Source organism: Pseudomonas sp. P1.31, assembly GCF_001269815.1.
Classification (GTDB): Bacteria; Pseudomonadota; Gammaproteobacteria; order Pseudomonadales; family Pseudomonadaceae; genus Aquipseudomonas; species Aquipseudomonas rustica.
In genome coordinates this window covers 443,876-469,116 of the sequence record NZ_LHVN01000032.1, presented here as the reverse complement: position 1 = coordinate 469,116, position 25,241 = coordinate 443,876, and the positions used below count along the sequence as shown (strand labels likewise).

Sequence of the window (25,241 nt, the reverse complement as noted above, 5' to 3'; positions counted from 1 at the left end):
GTATGGGACACTATTGTCGGCTTAACTTAGTCAGGAAGGGATGAGCATTAGGCACTGAGTTTCGTCACGTCCTACCTCCAAGCCTTAGCGTTCTGCCTACACTCAGCGAAGTCACCTAATTGTTTCGATAACCGCGAACTTCCTAAGGACTAAATCCGATGCCCATGACTCCTGAAGCTTTGTATGTCCAGCTCGGCCAAATCATCACCGAGATGCCAGACCTGCGAAATCATGGCTGGAACAGTCCAACGGGACAGCAGTGGCTAGGCCGGGCCTCGGCGTTGGTGGAAGCCGCTGGCGATATGGCAGATGCGATAAACTTCAAAACTACGGCCCAAGGGCTGTCTAGCAATGCTTACGTGCCAGGGCATGATTCTGCAGTGCAACGCATGACGGCAATTCTGTATCAAGCGCTTGCCCGCGCTGAAATGCGGGCTCCCGCCACGTCAAGAAATGGGTTTATACCCACAGGTGAGCCGTACACTGCCCTGAGCGCAGTAGCTCGGGCTTTCGGGGACGCGAGTCAGTCCATTTTCATCATCGATCCATATGCGGACGTAAATCTTTTGGATGAGTACGTGCTTCAGGCGCGAGAGGGAATATCGATACAAATCCTAGCTGACGCTCAGGGAGTGAAACCGGGGCTTGCGCCGGCGATGCAGCGATGGGTTGCCCAGTTCTCGACCAATCGGCCACTTGAAATCCGCCTTGCCCCAGCACGGACGTTGCATGACCGACTAATTATTGTAGATGGCGTCACTGTGTGGAGCATCGGACAATCATTCAACGCCCTCGCTGTCCGATCCCCAACCGCCTTGGTCAGGGTTGACCAGGAAACAGCAGCCTTGAAAGTCGCAGCTTACGACCAACTATGGTTTGCCGCACCAGCACTCACTTAGGTCACCAATCCTGATGGCAGCAATCTGGTCTGCAAGGGCCGGATGTGGTGCTTGATATAGTTCAAGTTCGCTGTTGATAGCTGAGCGCGTCAGCCCGAGGCCAGAAATTCCTCACCTGAGAGGAGCAAGCGCAAATCACAATGATGCAAGCATCATTGGAGCCGACCTGGCGTCCGGATATACCGATCACCCGCAATACGCATGAACTCTCGCAAGCTATGGCGCCCGACGTCCCGCCTGAACGTCGCAACGACGTACTTCGAGTTGACCGTGTTGATCACCCAAAACCTACCTTCCTTCGTAACGGACTGAATGTCCGATGTCCGAATCAGCCTTCCATCTGCAAATCGTTGGTACGGCCCAGGGCAAATGTGACCGAACACCACACCAACAGCACTGCACGCATGAATATGGACATTCACCATTTAGGCCGTGACCAGCCCTTCGTAGTCTTGACTCACTGCTTTGGCGATGCGAAGGAGATCGAAGTCCGAATAGCGCTTTTCGCGTAAATCGACCGCGACGGTATTGATGTCATCCATGGCTACACCGCATCCGACGCTGAGGATACGCCGGCGGTTGCAGCACTGCGCCGATATAGCTCCCTGATCCCAATCAAGGCATCAACATTCAGGTCGCGTTGATGGGTATTGACGTACACATCACCACTCTCGACCTGCAGGACACAGATCGGCACTTCTGCCTGGTTGAACCCCATGGACAGTGATTCCAACTTTTCCATCTTCCAGCCTGACCCTTTGTTCATCCATGCCGGGGTGACGACCTGGACGTCTTGAATGACCAAGCTCTCGTCCTGGGAGATCAGCAGCTCCACCAAGCGAGGCTCATCGTTCAGCATCTCTTCATAAGCTACGAACCGTCCCTCATGCCGGCGCTTGAGGCTCACGTGATACCAATGGGTCGCGAGGGTTCGTGACATCGCGTGAAAATGAGCGAGGCCGTCGCCGAACATTCCAACAGGGCCAGCTTGGTCTTGCATGCAAATCCGGAACATCATTTATCTCGTATGGAGCAAGCCCGCATAGCGCACCTGCGATTAACATAAGCCGAATATTGTCTTCAGTGACGCAGTCATTTCGCGTCCCTGACCCACCAGTACGTAGACCGTATTTCGCGTCTCGAACAGGCAAACGCCATCGAATGATTTGCATAGGGTCGAGCGCACCCAGCCTCCTGGCGGAAACCGTCCATGCCCGTCATAGATAACGCAGTGGGCATACATGAACATTGGCTCAAGGCCTGTTGCTCGCACTCGGGCAAGCGATTCAGCCGGTTCGTCCACGTGGAGGATGAGCCAATCCTCTACGGTGCAATACGCCTTGCCAGGGAAGCGCTCGGCCACTAATGCCTCTACCTCGGCGTGAGATAGCGACGTGCCTGCGGAGGATATCCGGCCTTCCTGGAGCAACTCATGCTCAGGACAATTACCCATAAATTGATGATCCTCACATGGCGCTAACAAAAGTTTCGGGTGCGCCGAACGCATTAATTATTCGATGATACAGCCAAAAATCCCACGACAATGACTATATACATTTGAATGGGATCGATCAAACCCTGCATACCGTCTTCTTTTTGGAGAGGACTGCCTGGATGTCTTTGCGCAAGGCATACGCAGCAACATTGCAGTGGCTAAGAATGAGGCGGGGCTTATCGCAAGCAGAGCTTCAAACCCAGACCGACCAAGCTCACATCAGCAGATTGGAAGCATCAAGTAGATCTGCCAGCGTCGACCTCAGTGCCGACCTCGCTCAGGCTCTGGGCGTAAAGCCATTGTCGTTTTTCACACTGGTGGCTGCCGCCCATGAAGGAAAGACTGCGCGCGCAGCATTGAATGAAACGCTCGCAGAATTGGAGCGACTGGGAGTTTTAGACGATGAGCTCCCAGGCGAACCTCAACAGCTCATTCCGCCAAGAAAACTTGCAGCGGACGAAAAGCTGAAGGCGATACGCAAGCTGAGGGAGAAGGGGCTTACTCAAAAGGAAGTTTCCCGACAGTTGGAATTGCCGACAAGCACTGTTGGGCGACTTTGGCACCTTGATGATTGATCAGAACGTACGCGGGCTCGTTATGACATGGGCCCGGTCTAGAACACTCGCCGGTAGCTACGCGATCAATAAGGGTGGGACACTAGATTCAGATCCCACCTAATCCGAAAAGTCAGGCCGTCATAGCCCGATTGGAGGCAACAATTTGCTCGTGAGTAAACTGACTCCCGGGAGTCATGAACGTAGCGATCAGTGCGTCGCGGTTTTGAGGCGCACGTGCCTTGTCTGCCGCTTTCAATGCCAATTTGAGTTCCGGCAAGGTCAGCTCAGTGCAGTAAGCAGGTGTACCTGGTTGCTGGCGCCACGAGTCTTCAAGGGGGCCTGAGGCAAGCGCTATAAAGCCCGTATCCTCAACAAGATCCTGCGCGATTGTTTCAGCCCTGGTATCTCCCCCAGCTACGGGAATGGCTATGCGTGCTAAAGAACCGGCTGGTTGACCTTTGTCGGCAAGGGTCGCAGCAAGGACTGCATTCCATGCCTTTACGACCGGGTGGCCGATCTGCCCGACGACCCAGACGCTCTCAGGCATCCCGTCGTCAACTTCCTTGATTGCCCCGTCGCGTCCCGGATAGTAATTGGACGTGTCAATGATGACGGTTGTCTCCGGCACATTGCTCAAGGTCTGTTTGAGATCAGGGTAGCTTGCGAAGGGGATCGAGAGGATAACTACGTCTACCTCCGACACCGCCTCTTCTTTAGTAACCGCTCTTGCGCCAATTTCATTGGCAAGGTTCTGAATGCTTTGCGGGCCCTTCGAGTTTGCTAGTTTAACTTCGTGGCCGCACGCCGCGAGCTTGCGGGCAAGGGTAGCGCCAATGTTACCTGCGCCGATAATTCCGATGTTCATAGAGATTCCTCATTTTTGGAGCTTAGGTGTGCATGACATGTGGATCAGCGCGGGGAGCTTCACGGCAAGGCGTTCCCCTTCGCTAACTCTTCTACAAGCGCATCGCGGCTCTGTGTGCTTGTGTCTAATCTGCAACTGCCAATCCGCTGATAAAGCTATGTCTTTGCTAGCCGCTTCTGGTGGAGGTACTAGGTGGTAGGCGGTCGCGCCAAGCCCTCAAGCGTGCACCGAAGCTCCTCAAGATCTTCCGTCGTGAGCTTGCACGCAGTTCTGATCTTGTCGGTGATGCTGCGAAGCTCATCCTCCATGGCACGGCTGCGCTCTGTGAGATCAATAAGCACTCGTCGTTCATCGGAGGAATCACGTGTGCGTGTAATCACTCCAGCAGCTTCAAGCCTCTTCAGTAGTGGCGTAAGCGTGCCGGTCTCCATGTCGAGGCGATCACATAAATCGCTCACAGAAAGAGGCGAACCGTTCAAAAGCTCCAGCGTGACCAGGTACTGCGAGAAGGTGAGGCCAAGCGGTTCGAGAAACGGTTTGTGTAATCGAACCATCCGGTTCGCAGCTGCGTTGAGCGCAAAGGACAGTTCTGTAGCCACGCTGCGTGATGCCGAATCCATATGTGTAGTCTACTATTGTATAGTGTGCTACATAAAGTATGTGTAGAGCCCCCTTGTGTCAACCTCTACCGAGGCTAGTAGTAGTTTTCGGATGAGGTACCACTACGCGGGAGATTGATAAATGATTTCCAGAAAAGACAAATCTGTGCGACGACCGCGCGGCCAGCGTCCTTGGCGTCACTGCGTCCATCTGTGTCCTAGCTCGTGAGTATTCACGAGGTCTCTCGGTTGCCGTCCTTCGAGACCCGTAAGCAAATTTTCCAGTGCACGCAGTGCCATCGCATTGCGTGTATCGCTTGTTGCAGAGCCGATATGAGGCACAGTGACAACATTCTTCAATTTGAAAAGACCTGAACTCACAAGCGGTTCTTTCACATAAACATCTAAACCCGCTGCTCGTATCGTTTTCTCCTCAAGCGCTTGAAGGAGTGCGTCCTGATCAACCACAGGGCCGCGAGAAACGTTAATCAAAATACTCTCCGGGCCCATCAACGCTAGCTCCTTACGTCCGATGAGGTTTCTCGTGCCGTCCGTCAACGGCACGACCGGACAGACAAAATGAGACTCGCTTAAAAGCTTCTCCTGCGGGACGAACTGCGCACCGAGTTCTTTCTCAAGTTGCGGTTTACGATTGTTGCCGCTGTAGAGGATGTTCATACCAAAACCGAAACGCCCTCTGCGTGCGATGGCCTCTCCAATTTTGCCTAAACCAATAATGCCCAAGGTCTTTCCATGCACATCGCATCCAAAGTGGGATGCTTCGATGGTCTTTGTCCAATCGCCGGCTTTCGTCCAAGCATCAAGCTCAGGGATGCGTCTCGCTGTGGCCAGGATCAGGGCGAAAGCCAGATCAGCGGTGGTTTCATTCAAGACATCTGGCGTGTTGGTCAACATGATCCCTCGGCCATTGAGATAGCTGAGGTCATAGTTGTCGTAGCCAACCGATATGCTCGAAATGATCTCAAGGTTTTTAGCCGATGAGAGCTCAGCTTCACCTAGGCGCCGATTCCCGCCGATCAATCCATGAGCGCTGGGAATGGCATCTTCGAACTGAGCATCCATGTCACCAAGCTCTGGACGCATGACGATGATGTTGTACGTATCTTTGTAAGGCTCAAGCAGCGTGGGTGAGACGCGGCTGAAGGCCAGGATTGTCTTTTTCATGACGCTTTATGGCACCTTTTTCAAACTCAATTCGAATCGTGTTCAGACTTCAAATAGGTCTTTGCCCACTCTCGGTAATTGTCCGAGAGCGTGTATTTAGAAAGCAGCTCAGGGAGGGATAACTCGCTCCCCTCTGTGCCGCTCTGTTCGCGCAGCGCCTCGTAAGTCGCTTTGATTGCGGACAGATAGGGTGCATGCCCATTGACCACAATCCGCACGTTGGCTGCACTCAGTTTCCCAACATCGCTCAGAGCAGGATTTCCATAATTGATCAGCATGATCGGCACGCTGAGGTGTGCTGTGAGTGCTTCCAAGTGTTGGAAATCTTTTACTCCGACGAGGCAAATCGCGTCGGCCCCGGCTTTTTCATAGGACGTAGTGCGTGCAATGGAATCTTCCAAGGTAGTAACGGCCACATTCGTTCGGGCGATGATGCTGAGCGCATCATCTGAACGGGCAAACCGCGCAGCGTAAATCTTGCTCGCGGCTTCTTCCCTCTCGATAAGCACATGCGACTGCTCGTCGTACTTGGCCGGGAGGTGGGTGTCTTCTAGGGTTAGGGCAGCGACACCGGCTTTCTGCAGCTCGGTCACTGTTCGCATTACATTCAGCGCGTTTCCGAATCCATGGTCAGCGTCACCAATGATTGGGATTTGGCTGGCCCGTCCGACTCTGGAAACCTGCTCGACATACTCATCCAGCGTAAGCAGTGCGATGTCCGGCGCCCCGAGTACCTGAAGCGAGGCGACGGAACCACCTTGAATGGCGACCTCAAAGCCAAGGTCGGAAGCCATACGAACCGAGATCGGGTCGAATACAGAAGCAGCAAATTTGCAGACGGTTCCCTGGAGTAAATCACCAAACGCCTTGCGCAGTTCATGATGTGATCGCTCAATCATTTTTGGCTCCATCAAATTCTTACAAGTAATTTGTTGGTCTCATTCGATTTGAACGAAACCTGGAAGGCACTACCGGTCACAACCTTTTCTAAGGCGAGATGACCGGCTCCCTTTGCAGATTATTTCTGCGCGAGCAATGCCTTCCTGGCCGCTTTTTCGTGTTTCATAGCGGCGATTTCACGCTCGCAGGCCTCGACATCGAACGAGTTGTCCCACTTGGCAATGGCGATGGTGCCGATGCCGTTACCAATCAGGTTGGTCACGGCCCGTGCTTCGTTCAGGAATCGGTCAATGCCCAGTAGCAAGACGAGGCCCACCAGAGGAATGGAGTGGATGGTTGTTAGCGTTGCCGCAAGGGTTATGAACCCGGCACCTGCGACGCCAGCGGAGCCTTTTGAGGTCAGCAGGAAGACGCCCAACAGAATCATCTGATCCATAAACGTCAGTGGCGTATTGGTTGCCTGTGCGATAAAAATCGCCGCCATGGTGAGGTAAATGCAGGTGCCATCTGCATTGAAGGCATATCCAGTGGGTAGCACCATGCCTACCACTGACTTCTTGCACCCCAGCTTTTCAAGTTTCACCATCATTCGCGGAAGCACGGCTTCGGTTGAGCAGGTGCCAAGCGTGATGAGAATTTCATCTTTGAAATAACGAAGAAATTGCATCAGCGGCATGCCCGACCATCTGGCAACCGTACCCAGCACTACCACGATGAAAATCAAGGTGGTGATGTAGAGCGCGACCAGCAACTGGCCGAGCGACAGCAAGGTACCAATGCCGTACTTGCCTATAGTGAAAGCCATCCCGGCGCCGGCACCAAGGGGAGCAAGGCGCATCACCATTGCCACGATCTTGAAAAGCCCTTGCAGAAACAAGTCGATGGTATTGATCAGCGGTTTGCTGGTTTCGCCCATCTGGACAAGGGCAACGCCCATCAATACCGAAATCAGAATGACCTGAAGCATGACGCCATTCGAGAATGCGCCAATGAAGGTGCTCGGGATGATGTTGAGAAAGAAATCGATAGTGCCGCCCTGTTCCGTGGCGGCTTGGCTGTACTTGGCGATAGCGCTGGAATCAAGCGTGGTAGCGTTGATATTCATCCCGGCGCCTGGCTTTGCGATGTTGACCACAATAAGGCCGATGACTAGCGCAATGGTTGAAAGGATTTCAAAGTAGAGCAGCGCCTTGACACCGATCCGCCCAACCTCCTTGATGCTGCCCATCTTGGCGATACCAACCACGACGGTACCGAAAATAATGGGCGCCAAGAGCATTTTGATGAGTTTGATAAAGCCATCGGCAAAAGGTTGAAGCTTGGCTCCAAATTGTGGTTCAAAGTGACCAATCGCAGCGCCGATGACGATGCCGATCAGCACCTGCACATATAGCTGGCTGTACCAGCGGGACTTGGAAATTTCCACGGAAGCACCTCATTTTATTTTTGTGATGGGCATGTGGTTTGGCGTCAACGGATGACGCCTGAGTCTGCGGTCTCTTTAAAAGAAACCGCAGATCGAGGTTGATCAGCCTTCGCCTAGCTCGCGCATAACTGCGTACAAGGCGGACTTGGCTTCGAAGCCAACACCTGGAATATCTGGCAGGCCGACATAACCATTTTCCACCTTGATTCCGTCGGCGAAGCCGCCGAAAGGCTGGAACACGTCAGGGTAAGATTCGTTGCCGCCGAGGTGCAGACCGGCTGCGATGTTCAGGGACATCTGGTGACCGCCGTGCGGTACTACGCGGCGGGAAGACCAGCCCATCTCTTCCATCACTTTCAAGGTGCGCATGTACTCCACGAGCCCGTACGACAGCGCACAGTCGAACTGGAGGAAGTCGCGATCCGGACGCATGCCGCCGTGACGCAGCAAGTTACGAGCGTCCTGGTGGGAAAACAGGTTTTCCCCGGTCGCCATGGGCAGTTCATAGTGATTGGCAAGCTCAGCCTGAAGTGCGTAATCGAGCGGGTCGCCGATCTCCTCGTACCAGAAGAGGTTGTACTTCTTGATGGCTTCCGCGTAAGCAATACCGGTCTGAAGATCGAAGCGTCCGTTGGCATCGACCGCCAGTCGACGACCGTCCCCAACTACTTCGAGCACTGCTTCGATGCGACGGATATCTTCGTCCAGTGGCACCGCACCGATCTTCATTTTGACAACGTCGTAGCCACGATCCAGGTAGCTCTGCATTTCTGCCTTGAGTTTGGTCTGGTCTTTACCTGGGTAGTAGTAGCCACCTGCTGCATAGACCCAGACTTTGTCATCGGCCACGCCGTTACGGTAACGATCAGCCAGCAGACGATAGAGAGGTTTGCCTTCGATCTTGGCGACGGCATCCCATACAGCCATGTCGATAGTGCCAACTGCTACTGAACGCTCACCGTGACCACCAGGTTTTTCGTTGGTCATCAGGGCTTTCCAGATGGCAAACGGATCCAGATTGTTGTTTTCGTGGTCGACGAGCGTATCTGGATCAGCTTCGGTGATACGCGCCAGGAAGCGATCACGCATCAGAGCGCCTTGACCATAACGACCGTTGGAGTTGAAACCGTAGCCGATGACAGGTTTACCATCGCGAATCACGTCCGTGATAACGGCTACGACCGAGCAGGTCATTTTGGAGAAATCGATATAGGCGTTGGCAATTGGGGAGGCAATAGAAACAGTTTTTTCACGGATGTCTACGATACGCATGACGGGTTCCTCTTGTTGTTTGTGGCCCCACGTTATGCTTTGCGTGGAAACCCGCCCAATGCTATTAATGCCGCGCCCTATGCACAGGAGGCATTGCCCTTGGAACTCGTTTGGCTTGAGGATTTTTCAGCGCTTGCGGAATACGGCAGCTTTGTTCGGGCGGCTGAAGCACGCCACGTAACTCAGCCTGCCTTCAGTCGCAGAGTCCGTTCTTTGGAGAATTGGATGGGGGTCGAATTGTTCGTACGCACCCCACAAGGAGCGACCTTAACCGAGGCTGGAAGACAGATTTTGCCAAGCGCTCAAGAGGCCGCCAGACGTTTGTACCGGATGCGGTCTGATGCTCAGGAAGTGGCAGGGATGGCCGCAAAAACACTGCAATTTGCAGCCACTCATTCCTTATCATTCACCTTCTTCCCAAGATGGTTGAGAAGCGCGGAAAATGGCGCACCGATAGATGCGGTACGTCTGCATTCCGACAGCATGGCTGTTTGCGAACAGATGCTAATTCATGGTCAGGTTGAGTTTCTGCTTTGCCACCGGCACCCAGATGTGCCGCCTTTGCTAGCCCCTGATCAGTTCACTGGAAAGAAGATTGGTGAGGATGTACTCGTTCCACTGGCGAGCCCCTCTGCCAATTTCGGCACATCCCCTGAAACACTGCCTTACTTGGCCTACACGCACGAATCGGGCCTTGGCCGAATAGTCGCTCACCGACTCCATGGCAAAGAAGACTATCTTCATCTCAAGCCTCTTTTCAGCAGCCATCTTGCTGCCGTTCTGATGTCTATGGCATTGGAGAGCAAGGGGGTCGCCTGGTTACCTAAGAGCCTGACGGAGCAGGAGATGACTGATGGACGTCTGGTTCGGGCGCTCGACGAAAGTTGGGATATTCCTCTAGAAATTCACCTCACTCGTCCAACTGCCCCCATTAGCCCGTCAGCTGAAGAATTCTGGGCCCGAGTAGGAAACGATAAGCCGCGTTCCTTATGACACGTTGCGTTGATACGCCCGGCGAGGCAAATAGCGGGTGCAATTAATTCATCCATGTAAATTCAGGGTATGATTTTGACATAACCTTCTCATACAAATCACATCGAGAATTTCATGTCCAAACTTGCCGAATTCCGCCAACTCGAAAAACATCTCGCCGAACAACTTCAAGCACTTGAAGCCCTCAAGGGCGACGCTGGCCTTAAGAAAGAAATCGAATTCGAAACTAAGCTGCGCGATTTGCTCGCAAAATACGGCTATAGCCTTAAGGACGTGGTCAATCTTCTTGATCCGCAAGCAGGTCGTCGCGCTCCAGCCGCCGAGTCCAAAACCGGTAGTCGCAAGCCTCGCCAGTTGAAGGTTTATAAAAATCCGCATACCGGCGAAGTCGTAGAAACCAAAGGTGGCAACCACAAGACGTTGAAAGATTGGAAAGCAGAGCACGGCTCCGCGACCGTTGAGTCCTGGCTGGCCAAGTGATTTTGCTTTGAATACAAAAGGGCCCTTCGAGGGCCCTTTTTTGGTTAGAGAATAGAGTATCTCTTGGCTGCGGACTGCGATCAAAATGCAGCTAATGACAAGGAAGTAGTCTATCGGTCATCGAAAGTGGGTCGCACCGCTGAAGTTAATCCAGGAGGCGTTTGTGAGGGTGTTACGCATCAAAAGGGTTTCTTCCAATGTCGCTCAATTGCTGTTTAGAAGGACGTGAACAAGTAGCTTGCGATCAAGCGTGTCTCGTCAATATCTCTGGCGGCGTCACTTCGATAGGTTGCGTTCCGTAGTCGCACAGAAAACCCCCTCAACGACCCCTGGAAGGCGTAGTTTACGTCCACATCACGCTCCCACTCTTTCTCGGCACCGACCGTCTTCAGACCATCCCCCCGGATATACGCAGTGAAAAAGCTCAAACCTGGAATACCCATGGCTGCGAAGTCGTAACCATACCGTAGCTGCCAGCTACGTTCGCCTGCGCTTCCGAAGTCGTGGTATTGAACGTAGTTGGGTAGGTAGGGGTTATTGATGTAAGGAAAACCCGTAGCACCGCCCATGACTTGGTAGGTCGCCATGACGCTATGCCCATTGTCCAAGACGTAGCCGAGCGCGGCAGCATAGGCGCGGTTATCAACTTCTCCTGCTTTGGCTGCGCCGACGTCACGACTTGAAAAGGTGCGCAGATCAGTGGTCAACATGCCTTTGCCGATACGCGTGTTGTGTATCAATCCAGCGAACTGCTGACGGTATACGTCATCAAGCTCGCCATAGAAGTACGTTGCACTCAACTGTGACGTTAGCTTGTATGTCCCACCGCCATATCGGTAGTTGTCGCCGACGCCCGTTGCACGGTAGCGACCGTCTTTCACTGCCAGGGAGATGTCCTGAAGGTCGGTAGAGTCCGGTGTAATCGTCTTGTCGAATTGAGCCAAGTTCAGAGTCAGGCGATCCACGTCGGTAGAGTTGATCTGCCAACCTTGGAACGTCTGAGGAAGCAATCGGCTGTTGTTGTACTGAAGCACTGGAACCTTTGGCAATGACATACCATAGCGCAGTGATGTGTGAGATATCCTGAGTTTGGCGCCATATCCCGCTTTTGAGTATTCATCAGCGGCCTCTCCGGAAGCCCGCTTTGGAAGCAGGCCACTTCCGGAACGATCCGGGCTCGAATCCAGTTTGTAACCTGCAAACACCATCGCGTCGGCGCCGAAGCCGATGATTCCCGGTGTGTATCCCGACTCGTAGTTGAGCAAAAAGCTTTGGGCCCATTCTTCCCTTTTGGATACGCCTGTCCCTTGGCGGAAATCTCCGTTGTAATAGAAGTTTCGGGCTTCCAGACGAATTTTACTGTCCGTTATAAACCCATCGGCCATGGACATGTCGATGGACATAAACACTGACGCGAGCAGAGCAATATATGAGGCGCGGTTCATTTTTATTATTTCCTGACGCAGGAAGCCGCTGTTCGGTACAACACCGAACAGAGACTTTTTAGATATATTGTGATGGGTGGAGCTGGGGTGTTACTGCTTGGTGCCAAGTTCCAGGGCGAGCTTGTCGCGATCCAGTTCTTTTTCCCACGCGGACACGACTAGCGCGGCGACACCGTTGCCCACTAGGTTAGTCATGGCAAGTCCGGTACCCATGAAGCGGTGGATGCCTAGAATCAGTACCATGCCAGCCACAGGTACAAGCGGCACCACCATTAAGGTGCTGGTCAACATGACAAAGGCTGCACCGGACACGCCGCTCGCGCCTTTAGAAGTGAGCATGGCCACGATGACTAATGTGAGTTGCTGCGAAAGTGACAGATCGATGTTTAGGGCTTGAGCGATGAATAGCACCGACATGGTCAGATAGATGTTGGTACCGTCGAGGTTGAAGGAATAGCCCGTGGGAATTACCAGCCCGACGACGGGTTTTGAGCAGCCCAGTCGTTCCATTTTTTCCATGATCTGAGGCAGTACCACCTCCGACGAACTGGTACCTAGTACGACCAACAACTCCTCTTTGATATAAGAGATAAAGCGCAGGATGCTGAATCCGCAAATTTTCGCGACTCCACCCAGCACCACAATCACGAACAACGCACACAGGATGTAGAAGCTGCCTACCAGTTTCATGAGAGGGAGGAGTGCGCCTACACCGTAAGTACCGACGGTGAAAGCGATGGCGCCGAATGCACCGATGGCGGAGAGCTTGGCGATGATGTGCACGATGCGAAAGAACACGCCGGATAGACCTTCGATCATGTCGTAAACCGGTTTGCCTTTTTCTCCCATGGCTGACAGGGCGCACCCGAAGAGCACGGAGACCAGCAATATGCAAAGCACGTTACCTTCGGCAAAGGCCTGCACAAACGTCGAGGGAATGATCCCCATCAGAAATTCGACCATGTGCATGTGCTGAGCCTTCTCAGCGAACCCGGTGACCGCAGACGCGTCCAGCGTATTGACGTCAATGTTGAAGCCCGCTCCTGGATTGAACAGGTGACCGCCGATAAGACCAATCAGCAGAGAAACGGTCGAAATGACTTCGAAGTAGAGCAGCGCTTTCCCACCGACTCGCCCCACCTTTTTCAGATCGCGCATCCCTGCGATGCCAGTGACGACGGTGCAAAAAACCACGGGCCCGATGATCATCTTGATCAGCTTGATGAAGGCATCGCCCAGTGGTTTGAGATCGGCGGCAAAGGTGGGCCAGAAGTGGCCGACGGCGACGCCTGCGATAATTCCCAGGAGCACTTGAAAGTACATTGCGCGATAGAAGGGTGGCTTGGTCTTCACCTTGATGGGAATGGATACTTCGACCTGAGCAGGTGCAGGACTGGAGTTCATAGCGGTCACTCACTGAAAGTCTTATTTTTGGAGGCGCAGCAAAGGTTGTAGCGGCTAGCGTCCGTAAAGCTTCATCGGGTTATCGATCAGCAGTTTTCGACGAAGCAGAGGATCGGTACAGAAGTCGAACATCAGATCAACCAACTCGCCGTCGTTGGGCATGTCTTTACTGATGTTCGGATGCGGCCAATCAGTGCCCCAGAGGACGCGATCTGGAGCAATCTCAATCAGTCTCTCTGCGAAAGGAGTGGCATCATTGAATGGTCGGCGGCCCGCTGATACTCGCTCTGCGCCACATACCTTCACCCACGCCAGCGGGTTTTCCATCAGTTGCTGTAACGCAAGGAAGGACTGCTGCTCAATGCCATCCTGAGCTTTAACCCTACCCATATGATCGATGATGAAAGGTACGGGTATACGGCTCAGTCTGTCCGCATAGGTAAGAATGTCTTGTGCATCAAGGTGCAGGACGACATGCCATCCCAAATCAGCAAGTCGATCCACAGTGCTGTCAAAGACGTCCAGATCTGGCGCGCCACCAAGATGTGCAACGAAGTTGAATCGCACGCCGCGAACGCCGCCAGCATCCATCTCAGCAAGTTGCTCGTCGGTTTCACTACCATCAACGATTGCTACGCCTCGATACCTACCTTCACTTCGCGCGATAGCATCCAGCATTGCGCGATTATCACTGCCGTGGCAGCTGGCCTGAACAATCACACCTCGAGTGAACCCCAAGTGGTCGTGCAATGACCGCAAAGTTTCAAAGGGAGCGTCAGGTGGTGTGTAGCTACGATCTTCGGCATAAGGAAATTCAGCCGCAGGGCCAAATACATGGCAGTGAGCATCCCAAGCACCCACAGGAAGTATCTGCGTGGGTTTTGTAGGATTAGAGTCAGGTGCGAGGCAGGTTTTCATCTCGTGTCCTTTAGTCATTGTTAGTGGAAGCGATAGCCCCGATGGTGGCCGTCTCTACGCACTACAACAACCGGATGCAGGCTCTAGCAGTTATGCTCATTTTGCATGCATATCTTCAGGCTATGCAGATCTCGCGAACCAATAGCATTGTCTGTTCTGCCAGACGAGACAGCGGACGCTGCTCATATGTGGCTATAAATAGGTGTGTCTGAATCGATGGGTCAACGATTTGGGCAGCTTTCAAACCTTCCATTTTTCCGTCGGAATTTGCCAAGGCCGAGCGAAAAAGTACGCCGTATCCCATGTCTAGATTGATGAGTTCCAGTAGGGACGGGATGCTATCGATCTCCAGACAAACGTTCAGATGCACGTCATGCCGAGACGCTTCACTTTCGATGAGACGGCGTATGGAGTGAGGTTCGCTAGGAGTGATCAAGGGGTAGTGCCCCAAGTCTTTCATGGCTACCTGGGAGGAGAGATTAGAGTGCTGGCTACCGATGAGCATCAGCGGCTCTGAGTGGATGTGCTCATATTGTAGTTGTGCGCTGTGACCGGGATTGAAGAGCAAAGCAAAATCCAGGCGACCCAGCAGCAACCATTCACGCATCGAATGTGTGAGACCTTCCTTGATCCCTAATATGCAGTTGGGAAAACGCTCACGAAAGGTAGAGACCAGGGCCACGGTGTGACGTCGGGAAATACTAGGGGGGAGTCCGATGACGACTTTGCCAGACAATGTATCGCGTTGTTCGCGCAGATCTTCACGAGCCACTTGCACCTGTCGCAAGATGCCTTTGCCATGATCGAACAAGCGTTGCCCGGAAGTGGTCAGCAAGACCCCCCGGCCATTTCGCAGTAGCAGATGCTCCTGCAGTTCGACCTCAAGCTGCCTGACTTGGCGGCTGACGACCGATTGAGAAATGTTCAGTACAGCGGCAGCTTTGGTGAAGCTTCCGAACTCGGCCACCCTGACGAAACATTCGAGCTGTTTTAGATCCATGAGTGCGACTCTGGGAAAAGGCTATGTTACCGCTTTTCCTCTATAGTGCTTTCCCGAGCAATTGGACTGCCATACAACGTGTCTATCAGGTTTAACCAGTCGAATGGCTCAAGGTTTGGGTAATCAATATCGGCATCAAGCATGGCATCGACAAGCCCTAGCTGAGCGCTGACGATGGCTTGGCTCATGTTAGGAACAACGTCAACATCGCGAGCGGTTTTTGCCACTTCCTTCATTTCCTCTGAACGACGCCGACCGTGCTCTGCTACGCGGCTTATCAAGTAGTTGGGGAGTGCACCATCCCAACCCATCTGCGGAAAACTCTGGTGCAATGATGCCAGCACCTCGTCTTCAGCATGGTATTGGCGAGCGGTGCTCAAGCATTCGGTGGTTAGTGCTTCCAGGCCTTTGATCATGATGCTCCGACACATCTTAATCGCCGACGCTACGCCAATCACCTCAGCCACTACCCGCACGTTCATTCCGAGCCCACTTAATCGTTCGGCAACCAGGTTAGCGTGTTGGCCACCTAACAGAATCGGTGTTTTCAAGCGTTGTGGTGGAACCGGCGCCATGACTGCCGCATCGATGTAATCAACGCCATACTGTTGCATCGCTGTAGCTGCCGCACGCTTAGTAGAGGGGGCGACGGAGTTGATATCGATGAACAGTTGACCACGCCTCATCAGTGGCGCCGCGTTCAGTGCGACCTCGAGTGCGTTATCCGCTGTGACTGCTGAAATGATCCACTCGCCAAGCGCTATTGCTTGAGCCGCACTCTCGCATAGCTGAACGCCACACCTGAGAGCGCGCTCCTGCAGTGCTGCTCGTTTGGTGGGGTCTTCAAGGAGTCGATCATAGGCGAAGATCTTCACGTCCAGCGCGGCAAGATCCTGGCCCAGAATGGCACCTGCTTCGCCGAATCCGATCAGAGAAAAGGTAGTGCTCATTAGGGTTTCACCGTGTTTTGCCAGACATCCCCAGGAATGAGCACGTTGCCTTCGAACAATAAACGTGTCGTGCGTACCAGCCCGCAACCGGATAACTGACCGTCACTCAAACGCAGCTCGACCGTAAACTCTCCGGTTGGATGCTCGACAGACAGCCGTATTCGTTCACCCGTGTCCACTTGGGCCAAACTGCTCGCTACTGTCCCTTTAACCTGGCAGGCCGAGGCGACACTGACAGCGCCGAACACCCCAATCGATGTGTGACAGCGGTGAGGAATGAAGGTACGACTGCAAATTGCGCCTCCATTGCGGGGTGCTGCTATCAGAGACATTTTCGGTACCGTGCGCTCGCGGACATCCCCAAGATTCATCAAGGGGCCAGCCTGCAGCCGGATCGATTCCAACAACGCTTTGAGGTCGATGTTGGCGTCCAGTTGCGCAGGGGTTTCATCGCCCGTGCACCCCACATCAGTAGCCCTGATCAGCACTACAGGCATACCATTGTCGATACACGTCACTTCAATGCCATCGAAGCGGTCAATGGCATTTCCGGTAGGCAAGAGCGCTCCGCAACTGGAGCCGGCAATGTCTTCGAACTCGACAATCAATGGAGCGCTGGTGCCCGGAACGCCATCAATGCGGGTATCACCAGCGTACTCGACGATGCGACCTGGTGTAGGAACGTTAGCCACAGCAATCTGGCCAGTATTCATCATGAAAATCCGCACGGTCGTCAGCGATTCGTCTGCGCTGATCAGCTCCCGCTCAAGTGAAAAGGGGCCGACACCTGCGAGGATGTTTCCACAATTCTGGCCGTAATCCACTTGAGCGTGTTCGACTGAAACCTGAGCAAACAGATAATCGACATCAGCGTCTGGGCGATTTGAACGACTGATAATGGCGACTTTACTGGTCAGCGAGTTCGCACCACCGATGCCATCTATCTGGCGCGCATCGGGTGATCCCATAACGGCCAGTAATACTTGATCACGCAGCTTGCCTTCGGGCGGCAGGTCGTCGGCCAGAAAGTAAGCGCCCTTGGATGTTCCTCCACGCATCATAAGACACGGAATTCGGGTCTGGCGCATGAAAGTCATCCTTGCACGTCAGTGAGGCTGTCGTAATAAGTGAGGCCCCGGTCGATAAGCTTTTGACGCATCTCGTAGATATCGAGGCCCAACTCGCCAGCAGCCAGGCGAACGCGTTTCTCCTCTTCGATGCGAGCGCGTTTTCGGCTTGTTTCAAACACGCCGGGTAGTTCTTCGCGGCGAACAATGACCACGCCGTCATCGTCAGCGACTACGACATCCCCGGGCTCGACCAACTGGCCAGCGCAGATGATGGGCACGTTGACTGAACCCAGCGTTTCCTTGACGGTGCCTTGGGCATGAACCGCCCGCGACCATACCTTGAAGCCCATGTCCCTCAGCGTTCGGGTATCGCGTACCCCCGCGTCAATAATCAGGGCGCGTACCCCTCGGGCCATCAACGAGGTGGCGAGTAAGTCGCCGAAGTAGCCATCGGTGCAGGGCGACGATGTCGCGACCACGAGGATGTCGTCCGGTTGGCATTGTTCGACTGCCACGTGAAACATCCAGTTGTCGCCCGGCGCGACCAGCACGGTCACCGCCGTTCCGCTGATGCTCTGGTTCTGCTGAATGGGACGAATGGCAGAATTCAACAGACCTTTACGCCCTTGCGCTTCATGCACGGTAGCCACGCCAAGGCGATCCAGTTCGTCGATCAACGCCGCGTCAGCACGCGGGATGTTGCGCACGACAATGCCGGTTTTTCCGATCAGTGTGCTCATGCCAGGTTCTCCGTCACCCGTGGGAAGATGCTTTGATAGCCCTCGGCATAAACGATGTTGCGGGTGGAGGCGATACCCACATTGCGCTTTGCCTGAACGCCGCGTTGCAGTGCGACGCGTGTGTAGTATTCCCAAAGATGCTCTTGGCCTGCCATGCACTGGATGGCGGCGTATTTCTTGTCCCAGACCTCGGTGATATCCAACAGTACATCCGGGCGCCATTCGCATTGCTCAGGCTGATGGGGTTCGAAGCTGTAAACGGGAGGGGCACCCACAATTTTTTCGCCAGGCTTGTAGCCCTCAGCTTGGGCGATGATGCGCGCTTCCTGGGTCAGGTTCATCGCTAACGGGTGATCGTAGTTGTACGGATCTTTAATCGAGTGGCTGAGGACGAACTCCGGCTGTACTCGACGAAACACATCGGCCAGGCGGAACAGCGTCTCTTTGTCGGCACGCATCGGGTAATCACCGATGTCGAAGAATTCCACGCTCGCGCCAAGGATCTCCGCTGCGTCTTCAGCCTCGCTGCGACGCGCGGTTTTGACCTTGTCTTCAGACATCTCGCCTTTGCGCCAGAGCTTGGCCGACTCACCTCTTTCTCCGTAGGAAAGGCACACGATGTGAACGGCGTGACCTTGTTGGGCGTGCAGGGCGATGGCACCACCTGCGCGCCAGACGAAATCGGCAGAGTGGGCGCTGACTACAAGTGCAGTTTTTGTTTTATTGATCATGGGAGGGCTCTTCTTGCGGCTGTTTGATAGAGCCCACATTCGCATTTGAGGTGAGTGATGAATAATGCGTTTGGCGGAAGGAGGTATGCGTTTTACTTATCGGGATGGGTTCTGCATGCTGTACGGTCAGTTCCTAAAAAGCCGACAGTTGAATATGCAAAGTCCTGAGTTGCCCAATCTGATGCAGGTTCGAGCATTCCTTCGTGTTGTCGAACACGGCAGTGTATCTAGGGCCTCCGCCGTGCTTTTCCGGGCTCAGCCCGTTGTGACTCGCGCCATCCTGTCCTTGGAGAAGCGCCTCGGCGTGGCGTTGTTTGAACGCAACGTCAATGGTATGCGTCTGACCGATTATGGTGAGAGAGCACTGCCTCGGGCTCGTCGGGCCATGGATGAGTTGCTCGCCTTACCGCCTTTATTCGGGCAGGCGTTGGGTCAGGCCGCCGAGCCGCTTTACTTATTTCAGACCAGGCGGCTGGAAGCGTTTGCGAAGCTCTGCGAAACCCACCATATGCAAACGACCGCCAGCATCCTGGAGGTCACCCAGCCAGCGATCAGCGCCGCTATCAAAATACTTGAGCAGGGTAGCGGCTGCAGCCTGTTTGAACGCACCCCCCACGGCTTGCTGCCGACTCGTCTATGCCTGGCAATGTTGGTGCGGGTACGCCGAGCCCTGAATGAGCTGCGTCACATCGATGCGGACATCGCTGCGCAGGGTGGTTCCCTTCAAGGCGTCGTGCATGTAGGGGCCCTGCCTCTTGGGCGCACGGGGATATTGCCTGAAGCCATAGTGCGCCTGACCCTGGAACACCCTCATGTACGAATCGTCACCAACGAAAGTCCGTTCGACTTGTTGGCCAGCGAACTGCGCGCAGGCGATGTGGATTTTGTGCTGGGCGCTCTACGTCCGTCGGCCTACGCCAGCGACCTGCATGGCGAGGCGTTGCTGCAGGAAGAAATGGCGATCCTTGTACGCCACGACCACCCTTGGTTGAAACGGAAGCCAGTCTATGAAGACTTGAGTGCCGCCCGCTGGATCCTGCCTCGTGCCGGTTCCCCGGCGCGACAACTGCTGGAAGCATTTTTTTTTCACATCGGTATCGCCGCACCCAGCCCCGTGATTGAAACGGGCGACCTCGCAATTTTGCGCGGTGTGTTGCTTCGCTCAGACATGCTCGCCGCTGTTTCAGCACACCAGTTGGAGTACGAAATGCTCAGCGGTGATCTTGTTCAGCTGCCGCTTTCCCTAAGCCATACCACGCGGCCAATTGGTTTTATCTCAAGGACGGGAGCGCTTCAATCACCGGCTGCGCAGGCGTTGATGGACAAGATTCGGGAGGTGGTAGGGGAGACAGCGACGAGAATGATACAGTCGACCTGACGCAGATTGGCTGCGGCTTGGCGCCACCATTCGTCAGCAAAGTGCCTTAACTCTTATTGACAGCCAAGCTGTCTGGGCAAATACTCGATTCAATATTCATATAGATGACTAGATAACAAGGTGAATAAAGTCGATGAATTCTCTATCCAGTGATGTTCGCCTGCCGCTTTATCAACGCCTGCGTGACCACTTGGCTGAGCAAATCGCCAACAATCGCTGGCGCCCGGGAGAGGCCATTCCCACCGAAGCGGCGCTTTCAGCGGAGTACCAACTGTCCACTGGCACCGTCCGCAAAGCAGTCGACGCATTGGTCAGTGAGGGCATTCTGGAGCGTCAGCAAGGCCGAGGAACTTTCATTCGCCGTCCTCAGTTTCAATCGTCGCTGTTCCGTTTCTTCCGTTTTCAAACCGCTGCCGGCGAACGCCAGGTGCCGGAGAGTCGCATCCTGTCCATAGAGCCGGTGTCCGCGCCCTCGGCGGTAGCCCAGGCGTTGGGGCTGCCACTCGACGCGCCGGTGATTCGCATTGTTCGTGTGCGTCTGCTCGATGTTCAGCCGGTGCTCGCCGAAGAAATCTGGTTGCCGCGCAACCGCTTTCAACCGCTATTGGAGATCGACCTGAGTCGCGAAGGGCCGCTGTTGTATCCGATCTACGAAGAGGTCTGCGGTCAGGTCGTCGCCTCGGCCGAAGAAACGCTTACTGCTGAATCGGTGAATGACGTGCACGCGCGATTACTGCAACTCCCGATCAACAGCCCGGTGGTGGTGATCGAGAGGCTGGCGCGTGATTACGCCGGCACGCCGCTGGAGTGGCGTCGTTCTCGTGGGCATGCCGAGCACTTCCGTTACAGCGTGGATATTCGCTAACCCGTGCCAGGGTAGCGGATCGTCAAGCGGTGAGGCGCTCGCCGCTGGTTTCAGCGTCTTGTTTTTCATGACTGGCCCCGTAGCGGTGCGGTTCGCTCTCGGCTGCCTCACGTTCCACTTATAAGGATAAGAATCATGTTTAGCTGGTATCGCCAAGTCACTCCTCGGGAGCGCAAAACGTTTTGGGCCTGCTTCGGCGGATGGTCGCTCGACGCGCTGGAAGTACAAATGTTTGGCTTGGCGATTCCGGCTTTGATCGCCGCGTTTGCCCTTACCAAGGGAGACGCGGGGCTGATCAGCGGAGTGACTCTGGTCACTTCAGCCATCGGTGGCTGGGTAGGGGGGACGTTATCCGACCGCTACGGCCGAGTGCGTACGCTGCAGTGGATGATTTTGTGGTTCTCCTTTTTTACTTTTCTCTCCGCGTTTGTGAGCGGCTTCAACCAGCTCTTGATCGTCAAGGCGCTCCAGGGTTTCGGCATCGGCGGCGAGTGGGCAGCAGGTGCAGTATTGATGGCCGAAACCATCAATCCGCAGTATCGCGGCAAAGTGATGGGCACCGTACAAAGTGCCTGGGCCGTGGGTTGGGGGCTGGCCGTCGGAGTGTTCACACTGATTTATTCTTTAGTGCCGCAGGACATGGCTTGGCGGGTGATGTTCCTGGTCGGATTGCTACCGTCGTTCCTCATCATCTGGGTACGTCGCAATGTCGAGGAGCCCGACAGCTTTCAGCGTCTGCAAAAAGAAAACGCCATCCCGCAAAGTTTTTTCAAATCCTTGGCCGGCATCTTCCGTCCCGAGTTGATCCGCGTGACGCTGTTTGGCGGTCTGTTGGGCTTGGGTGCGCATGGCGGTTACCACGCGGTGATGACCTGGCTACCGACGTTCCTCAAGACTGAGCGCAATCTGTCCGTACTGAACTCGGGCGGCTACCTGGCGGTGATCATCTTCGCGTTCTGGTGTGGGTGCGTGGTCAGCGGCTTTTTGATCGACCGTATTGGTCGTCGCAAAAACATCGTGCTGTTCGCGCTGTGCTGTGTCGTCACGGTGCAGTGTTACGTGTTCCTGCCGCTGACCAATACCCAGATGCTGTTCCTGGGGTTCCCGCTAGGTTTTTTCGCGGCCGGTATTCCCGCGAGCCTTGGCGCACTGTTCAACGAGCTGTACCCGGCGGATGTACGCGGTGCCGGTGTCGGTTTCTGCTACAACTTTGGCCGGGTGCTCTCTGCAGTATTCCCGTTCCTGGTCGGTCACATGAGCGACTCCATGTCCTTGGGTTCGGCGATTGGCATCGACGCAGGGATTGCCTACGGCGTGGCGGTGATCGCGGCACTTTGTCTGCCGGAAACCCGTGGACGCGGTCTCGAAGCTTCGAGTGCATCGATGCCAGCAACGATCAACGGCAACGAAAGTGCGCGGGCCTGATGCCCTTTACCTTCTATAGATGAACGCTATGACTGACACCTGTTCTACGCCGATCACTGGCATCGACTCCCATGCTCATGTGTTTAGCCGTGATCTAAATCTGGTCGGTGCACGGCGCTATACCCCTGATTACGACGCCACGCTTGAGCAGTATCTGACGCACCTGCACGCTCATGGTCTGAGTCATGGCGTACTGGTGCAACCGAGCTTTCTCGGCACCGACAATAGCTACTTGCTGGCGGCGTTGAGGCAAGCGCCGGGTCAGTTGCGAGGCGTGGTCGTGCTGGAACCAGGCATCAGTCGCGCCATGTTGAATGACATGAATCACCTGGGCGTGGTTGGCGTTCGCTTGAACCTGATGGGTAAGGCATTACCTGATTTTCGTCAAAGTGCCTGGAAAGCGTTTTTCAGCCACATTGCTGATCTGGACTGGCATGTCGAGTTGCATCGGGAGGTAAAGGATCTGCCGGGACTGATCCATCAATTGACGCCGTATGGTTTGAAGTTGGTGATTGACCACTTTGGTCGGCCAGATGCCAATTCGGGCGTCGATCAGCCCGGGTTTTGCGAGTTACTGGAGTTGGGATCGAAAGGTTCGATCTGGATCAAGGTATCGGGAATCTATCGTTTAGGAGGTACGCCGCAACAGAACATCCATTTCGCTCGAATGGCATTACCGCTGCTGGAACAAAGTTTCGGCCTTCGCCAGTTGGTGTGGGGCAGCGACTGGCCGCATACGCAGCATGAGCAAAGCATTGGTTTCAGCACCGTAGTCGATCAGTTGCAAGCTCTGGAGTGTTCGACGCAGGTTAGCTATTCATTGCTGGTGCAAGCCCCTAGAAGGTTATTCGGTTTTGCAACAGGCGAAAGCTGAAATTTACGCCTGCATTTGCAGATGACCATTTATCTCACCCATTTAACGTTATCGCGTGCGCCGACCGGCATTACGGTTTCAAACTTCTCTTTCAAATATGAGTGCAGTTTGAGCGCCAGCCCAACCGAGATCCTTTCATGACTCCCTTAGATATAGACCTCTTACTGACCGCATTGGTGAGCGTTCTGGTGCTGGTGGCGCTCATCGTGTCGCGTCTCAAAATGCACCCGCTCCTGGCCTTGTTAGTCGTTTCCGTTGGCGTTGGCTTTGCAACCAGTATGGAGCCGGAAAACATCGTCTCCCACTTGATGACCGGCGCCGGGAAGACACTGGGGGCAGTGGGGGTCGTAATTGCGCTTGGAGCGATGCTAGGCAAAATTCTTGCTGACGCAGGCGTCACAGAGCAGGTCGCCGAGGTCATCCTCAAGCGAACATCGGATCGGATGATTCCTTGGGCCATGATGATGGTTGCATTTGTAATTGGCATTCCCATGTTTTTCGAGGTGGGCTTAGTGATCATGCTGCCGCTGATATTCAGCGTGGCGCGAAAGCTGGAAAGCCAGGCACGCTTCAAAGGTTCAGCGTATGTGTATGTGGGTGTTCCGGTGATTGCGGCACTTGCAGCCATGCACGGGATGGTACCGCCGCACCCTGGCCCCTTGACGGCCATCGCCGCGCTCAAAACCTCGGTTGGGCCCACAATGCTCTATGGCTTCATTGCGGCTATTCCTGCAATGATTTTAGGCGGCCCGCTTTATGGTGCATTCATTTCGCCGCGCATGAGCACTCGGCCCGATCAGGTTTTGCTGGATCAGTTTACCCTGGCTGAAAAAGCCGACGATCAACCAAGCGCTAGCGTATGGCTAGGCGTGCTGGCAGCCTTGCTACCGGCAATCCTGATGCTGATTCATGCCGTCGCTGAGATGGTATTACCCAAGGGCAATGCGTTCCTGAAATTGGCTAGTTTCTTGGGAAATCCCCTGATAGCCATGCTCCTGGGCGTGCTGTTCGCAGGGGCAAGTCTGGTACTCGCGCGGGGCGGCGATGCGGGGCAGTTGCGCGATTCTCTGGGCAAGAGCCTCAAGCCAATCGCCTCAATCATCATGATCATCGCCGGCGGTGGTGCCTTTCAGGAGCTGCTGACCAGCGCCAAGGTGGGCGATGCCATTGTGCACCTGACCCAGCAGTCTGCGTTCCCTCCGCTGATCTTGGGTTGGTTGATCGCGATGTTGCTCTCGGTATCTACCGGTTCTGCCACTGTAGGTATCGTTGGTGCTGCTGGCTTGCTGGCGCCGCTTGCAGGTGCTGATCCCAGCCTCAACCTGCCTCTGCTTGCCTTGTCCATAGGCTGCGGCTCGCTGTTCTTCAACTATGCGAACCATGCGGGCTTCTGGATGGTGAAGGAATCCTTCGGCATGACTATGGGCGAAGCCACCAAGACCATTTCGGTGGTTCAATCCATCGTAGCCGTGGTCGGTTTGATTGTGGTGTTGATGTTGAATGCAGCTCTCACGGTGATTTGAGTCAGGATCTGTTCGCAGGTAGTTACTCTGCCCGAGCGAGTTAGCCGAGGGTGGGGGATAGAGTTACGTTTAAGGTCTATAAAAACCCTCACACTGGTGAAGTCGTCGAAACCAAGGTGGCAACCACAATCAACTGAAAGAATGGAAAGCTGAGTACGGTTTCACCACCGTTGAGTCCTGCCTGACCAAGTGATTTTGGTTTGAATACAAAAGGGCCCAATTGGGCTCTTTTTAGTGTGCAATACAC

At 54.5% G+C, this 25,241-nt stretch carries 25 protein-coding genes and 2 pseudogenes; 10 read left to right on the top strand and 17 right to left on the bottom strand.

Annotated elements, in window-relative coordinates; all coding sequences use genetic code 11:
- The first annotated feature begins 158 nt into the window (after positions 1-158).
- On the top strand, positions 159-899 hold the full coding sequence (locus tag AD669_RS20905) for a phosphatidylserine/phosphatidylglycerophosphate/cardiolipin synthase family protein (RefSeq protein ID WP_053123212.1): 741 nt from the start codon (positions 159-161) through the stop codon (positions 897-899).
- Positions 900-1,051: 152 nt separating this feature from the next.
- Here the strand turns inward: AD669_RS20905 and AD669_RS20900 are convergent.
- From AD669_RS20900 to AD669_RS29090, 3 genes and pseudogenes are all read right to left on the bottom strand, one after another.
- Positions 1,052-1,441: pseudogene (locus AD669_RS20900) on the bottom strand (hypothetical protein).
- A gap of 2 nt (positions 1,442-1,443) precedes the next feature.
- The gene (locus tag AD669_RS20895; RefSeq protein ID WP_053123210.1) at positions 1,444-1,914 is read right to left on the bottom strand and encodes a hypothetical protein; all 471 of its coding nucleotides are present in this window, start codon (positions 1,912-1,914) and stop codon (positions 1,444-1,446) included.
- A gap of 42 nt (positions 1,915-1,956) precedes the next feature.
- On the bottom strand, positions 1,957-2,352 hold the full coding sequence (locus AD669_RS29090) for a hypothetical protein (RefSeq protein WP_053123208.1): 396 nt from the start codon (positions 2,350-2,352) through the stop codon (positions 1,957-1,959).
- Between the two features lie 161 nt (positions 2,353-2,513).
- Here AD669_RS29090 and AD669_RS20885 point away from each other — a divergent pair, with 161 nt between their 5' ends.
- The gene (locus AD669_RS20885; RefSeq protein WP_053123324.1) at positions 2,514-2,969 is read left to right on the top strand and encodes a helix-turn-helix domain-containing protein; all 456 of its coding nucleotides are present in this window, start codon (positions 2,514-2,516) and stop codon (positions 2,967-2,969) included.
- 112 nt (positions 2,970-3,081) lie between these two features.
- On the opposite strand, the gene AD669_RS20880 is transcribed toward AD669_RS20885, so the two are convergent.
- From AD669_RS20880 to AD669_RS20855, 6 genes are all read right to left on the bottom strand, one after another.
- On the bottom strand, positions 3,082-3,816 hold the full coding sequence (locus AD669_RS20880; RefSeq protein ID WP_053123207.1) for an NADPH-dependent F420 reductase: 735 nt from the start codon (positions 3,814-3,816) through the stop codon (positions 3,082-3,084).
- 188 nt (positions 3,817-4,004) lie between these two features.
- Entirely contained in the window at positions 4,005-4,436 is a 432-nt protein-coding gene (locus AD669_RS20875; RefSeq protein ID WP_053123205.1) for a MarR family winged helix-turn-helix transcriptional regulator, read from the bottom strand.
- 177 nt (positions 4,437-4,613) lie between these two features.
- Positions 4,614-5,600 (bottom strand): D-glycerate dehydrogenase, encoded by a 987-nt coding sequence (locus AD669_RS20870; protein WP_053123203.1) that lies wholly within the window; start codon positions 5,598-5,600, stop codon positions 4,614-4,616.
- Positions 5,601-5,626: 26 nt separating this feature from the next.
- On the bottom strand, positions 5,627-6,499 hold the full coding sequence (locus AD669_RS20865) for an oxaloacetate decarboxylase (RefSeq protein WP_053123201.1): 873 nt from the start codon (positions 6,497-6,499) through the stop codon (positions 5,627-5,629).
- A 119-nt stretch (positions 6,500-6,618) separates the two neighbouring features.
- Positions 6,619-7,926, bottom strand: a complete 1,308-nt coding sequence (dctA, locus tag AD669_RS20860) for a C4-dicarboxylate transporter DctA (RefSeq protein ID WP_053123199.1) — start codon at positions 7,924-7,926, stop codon at positions 6,619-6,621.
- Positions 7,927-8,028: 102 nt separating this feature from the next.
- Positions 8,029-9,198, bottom strand: a complete 1,170-nt coding sequence (locus AD669_RS20855; RefSeq protein WP_053123197.1) for a mandelate racemase/muconate lactonizing enzyme family protein — start codon at positions 9,196-9,198, stop codon at positions 8,029-8,031.
- A 99-nt stretch (positions 9,199-9,297) separates the two neighbouring features.
- Between AD669_RS20855 and AD669_RS20850 the strand changes: the two genes are divergently transcribed.
- Positions 9,298-10,191, top strand: coding sequence for a LysR family transcriptional regulator (locus AD669_RS20850; protein WP_053123195.1), 894 nt, complete (start codon positions 9,298-9,300; stop codon positions 10,189-10,191).
- A gap of 114 nt (positions 10,192-10,305) precedes the next feature.
- Complete coding sequence (locus tag AD669_RS20845) at positions 10,306-10,671, top strand: histone-like nucleoid-structuring protein, MvaT/MvaU family (protein WP_053123193.1); 366 nt, start codon at positions 10,306-10,308, stop codon at positions 10,669-10,671.
- A gap of 215 nt (positions 10,672-10,886) precedes the next feature.
- On the opposite strand, the gene AD669_RS20840 is transcribed toward AD669_RS20845, so the two are convergent.
- From AD669_RS20840 to galB, 8 genes are all read right to left on the bottom strand, one after another.
- Positions 10,887-12,116: an OprD family porin gene (locus AD669_RS20840; RefSeq protein ID WP_053123191.1), complete on the bottom strand. Its 1,230-nt coding sequence runs from the start codon at positions 12,114-12,116 to the stop codon at positions 10,887-10,889.
- A gap of 90 nt (positions 12,117-12,206) precedes the next feature.
- Positions 12,207-13,520 (bottom strand): dicarboxylate/amino acid:cation symporter, encoded by a 1,314-nt coding sequence (locus AD669_RS20835; RefSeq protein ID WP_053123190.1) that lies wholly within the window; start codon positions 13,518-13,520, stop codon positions 12,207-12,209.
- Between the two features lie 54 nt (positions 13,521-13,574).
- On the bottom strand, positions 13,575-14,438 hold the full coding sequence (locus AD669_RS20830) for an amidohydrolase (protein ID WP_053123188.1): 864 nt from the start codon (positions 14,436-14,438) through the stop codon (positions 13,575-13,577).
- A gap of 115 nt (positions 14,439-14,553) precedes the next feature.
- On the bottom strand, positions 14,554-15,438 hold the full coding sequence (locus AD669_RS20825; protein ID WP_053123186.1) for a LysR family transcriptional regulator: 885 nt from the start codon (positions 15,436-15,438) through the stop codon (positions 14,554-14,556).
- Between the two features lie 26 nt (positions 15,439-15,464).
- Positions 15,465-16,388, bottom strand: a complete 924-nt coding sequence (locus tag AD669_RS20820; RefSeq protein ID WP_053123184.1) for an NAD(P)-dependent oxidoreductase — start codon at positions 16,386-16,388, stop codon at positions 15,465-15,467.
- Positions 16,388-17,476 (bottom strand): 4-oxalomesaconate tautomerase, encoded by a 1,089-nt coding sequence (locus AD669_RS20815; RefSeq protein WP_053123182.1) that lies wholly within the window; start codon positions 17,474-17,476, stop codon positions 16,388-16,390. The genes AD669_RS20820 and AD669_RS20815 overlap by 1 nt, the downstream gene beginning before the upstream one ends.
- Before the next feature lie 5 nt (positions 17,477-17,481).
- Positions 17,482-18,198, bottom strand: a complete 717-nt coding sequence (locus AD669_RS20810; RefSeq protein ID WP_053123180.1) for a 4-carboxy-4-hydroxy-2-oxoadipate aldolase/oxaloacetate decarboxylase — start codon at positions 18,196-18,198, stop codon at positions 17,482-17,484.
- Entirely contained in the window at positions 18,195-18,929 is a 735-nt protein-coding gene (gene galB, locus AD669_RS20805; RefSeq protein WP_053123179.1) for a 4-oxalmesaconate hydratase, read from the bottom strand. Before galB ends, AD669_RS20810 begins: the two co-directional genes overlap by 4 nt.
- Before the next feature lie 154 nt (positions 18,930-19,083).
- Between galB and AD669_RS20800 the strand changes: the two genes are divergently transcribed.
- The 6 genes and pseudogenes from AD669_RS20800 to AD669_RS28660 all read left to right on the top strand — a co-directional run.
- Positions 19,084-20,307 (top strand): LysR family transcriptional regulator, encoded by a 1,224-nt coding sequence (locus AD669_RS20800; RefSeq protein ID WP_053123322.1) that lies wholly within the window; start codon positions 19,084-19,086, stop codon positions 20,305-20,307.
- Positions 20,308-20,440: 133 nt separating this feature from the next.
- Complete coding sequence (locus AD669_RS20795; protein ID WP_053123177.1) at positions 20,441-21,172, top strand: GntR family transcriptional regulator; 732 nt, start codon at positions 20,441-20,443, stop codon at positions 21,170-21,172.
- 135 nt (positions 21,173-21,307) lie between these two features.
- A complete protein-coding gene (locus AD669_RS20790) occupies positions 21,308-22,597 on the top strand; it encodes an MFS transporter (RefSeq protein ID WP_053123175.1) in 1,290 nt (429 codons plus the stop codon).
- 28 nt (positions 22,598-22,625) lie between these two features.
- A complete protein-coding gene (locus AD669_RS20785) occupies positions 22,626-23,471 on the top strand; it encodes an amidohydrolase (protein WP_053123173.1) in 846 nt (281 codons plus the stop codon).
- Positions 23,472-23,608: 137 nt separating this feature from the next.
- Positions 23,609-24,994: a GntP family permease gene (locus tag AD669_RS20780; RefSeq protein ID WP_053123171.1), complete on the top strand. Its 1,386-nt coding sequence runs from the start codon at positions 23,609-23,611 to the stop codon at positions 24,992-24,994.
- Between the two features lie 71 nt (positions 24,995-25,065).
- A pseudogene (locus AD669_RS28660) lies at positions 25,066-25,187 on the top strand (transcriptional regulator); the annotation flags it as partial.
- Positions 25,188-25,241: the final 54 nt, after the last annotated feature.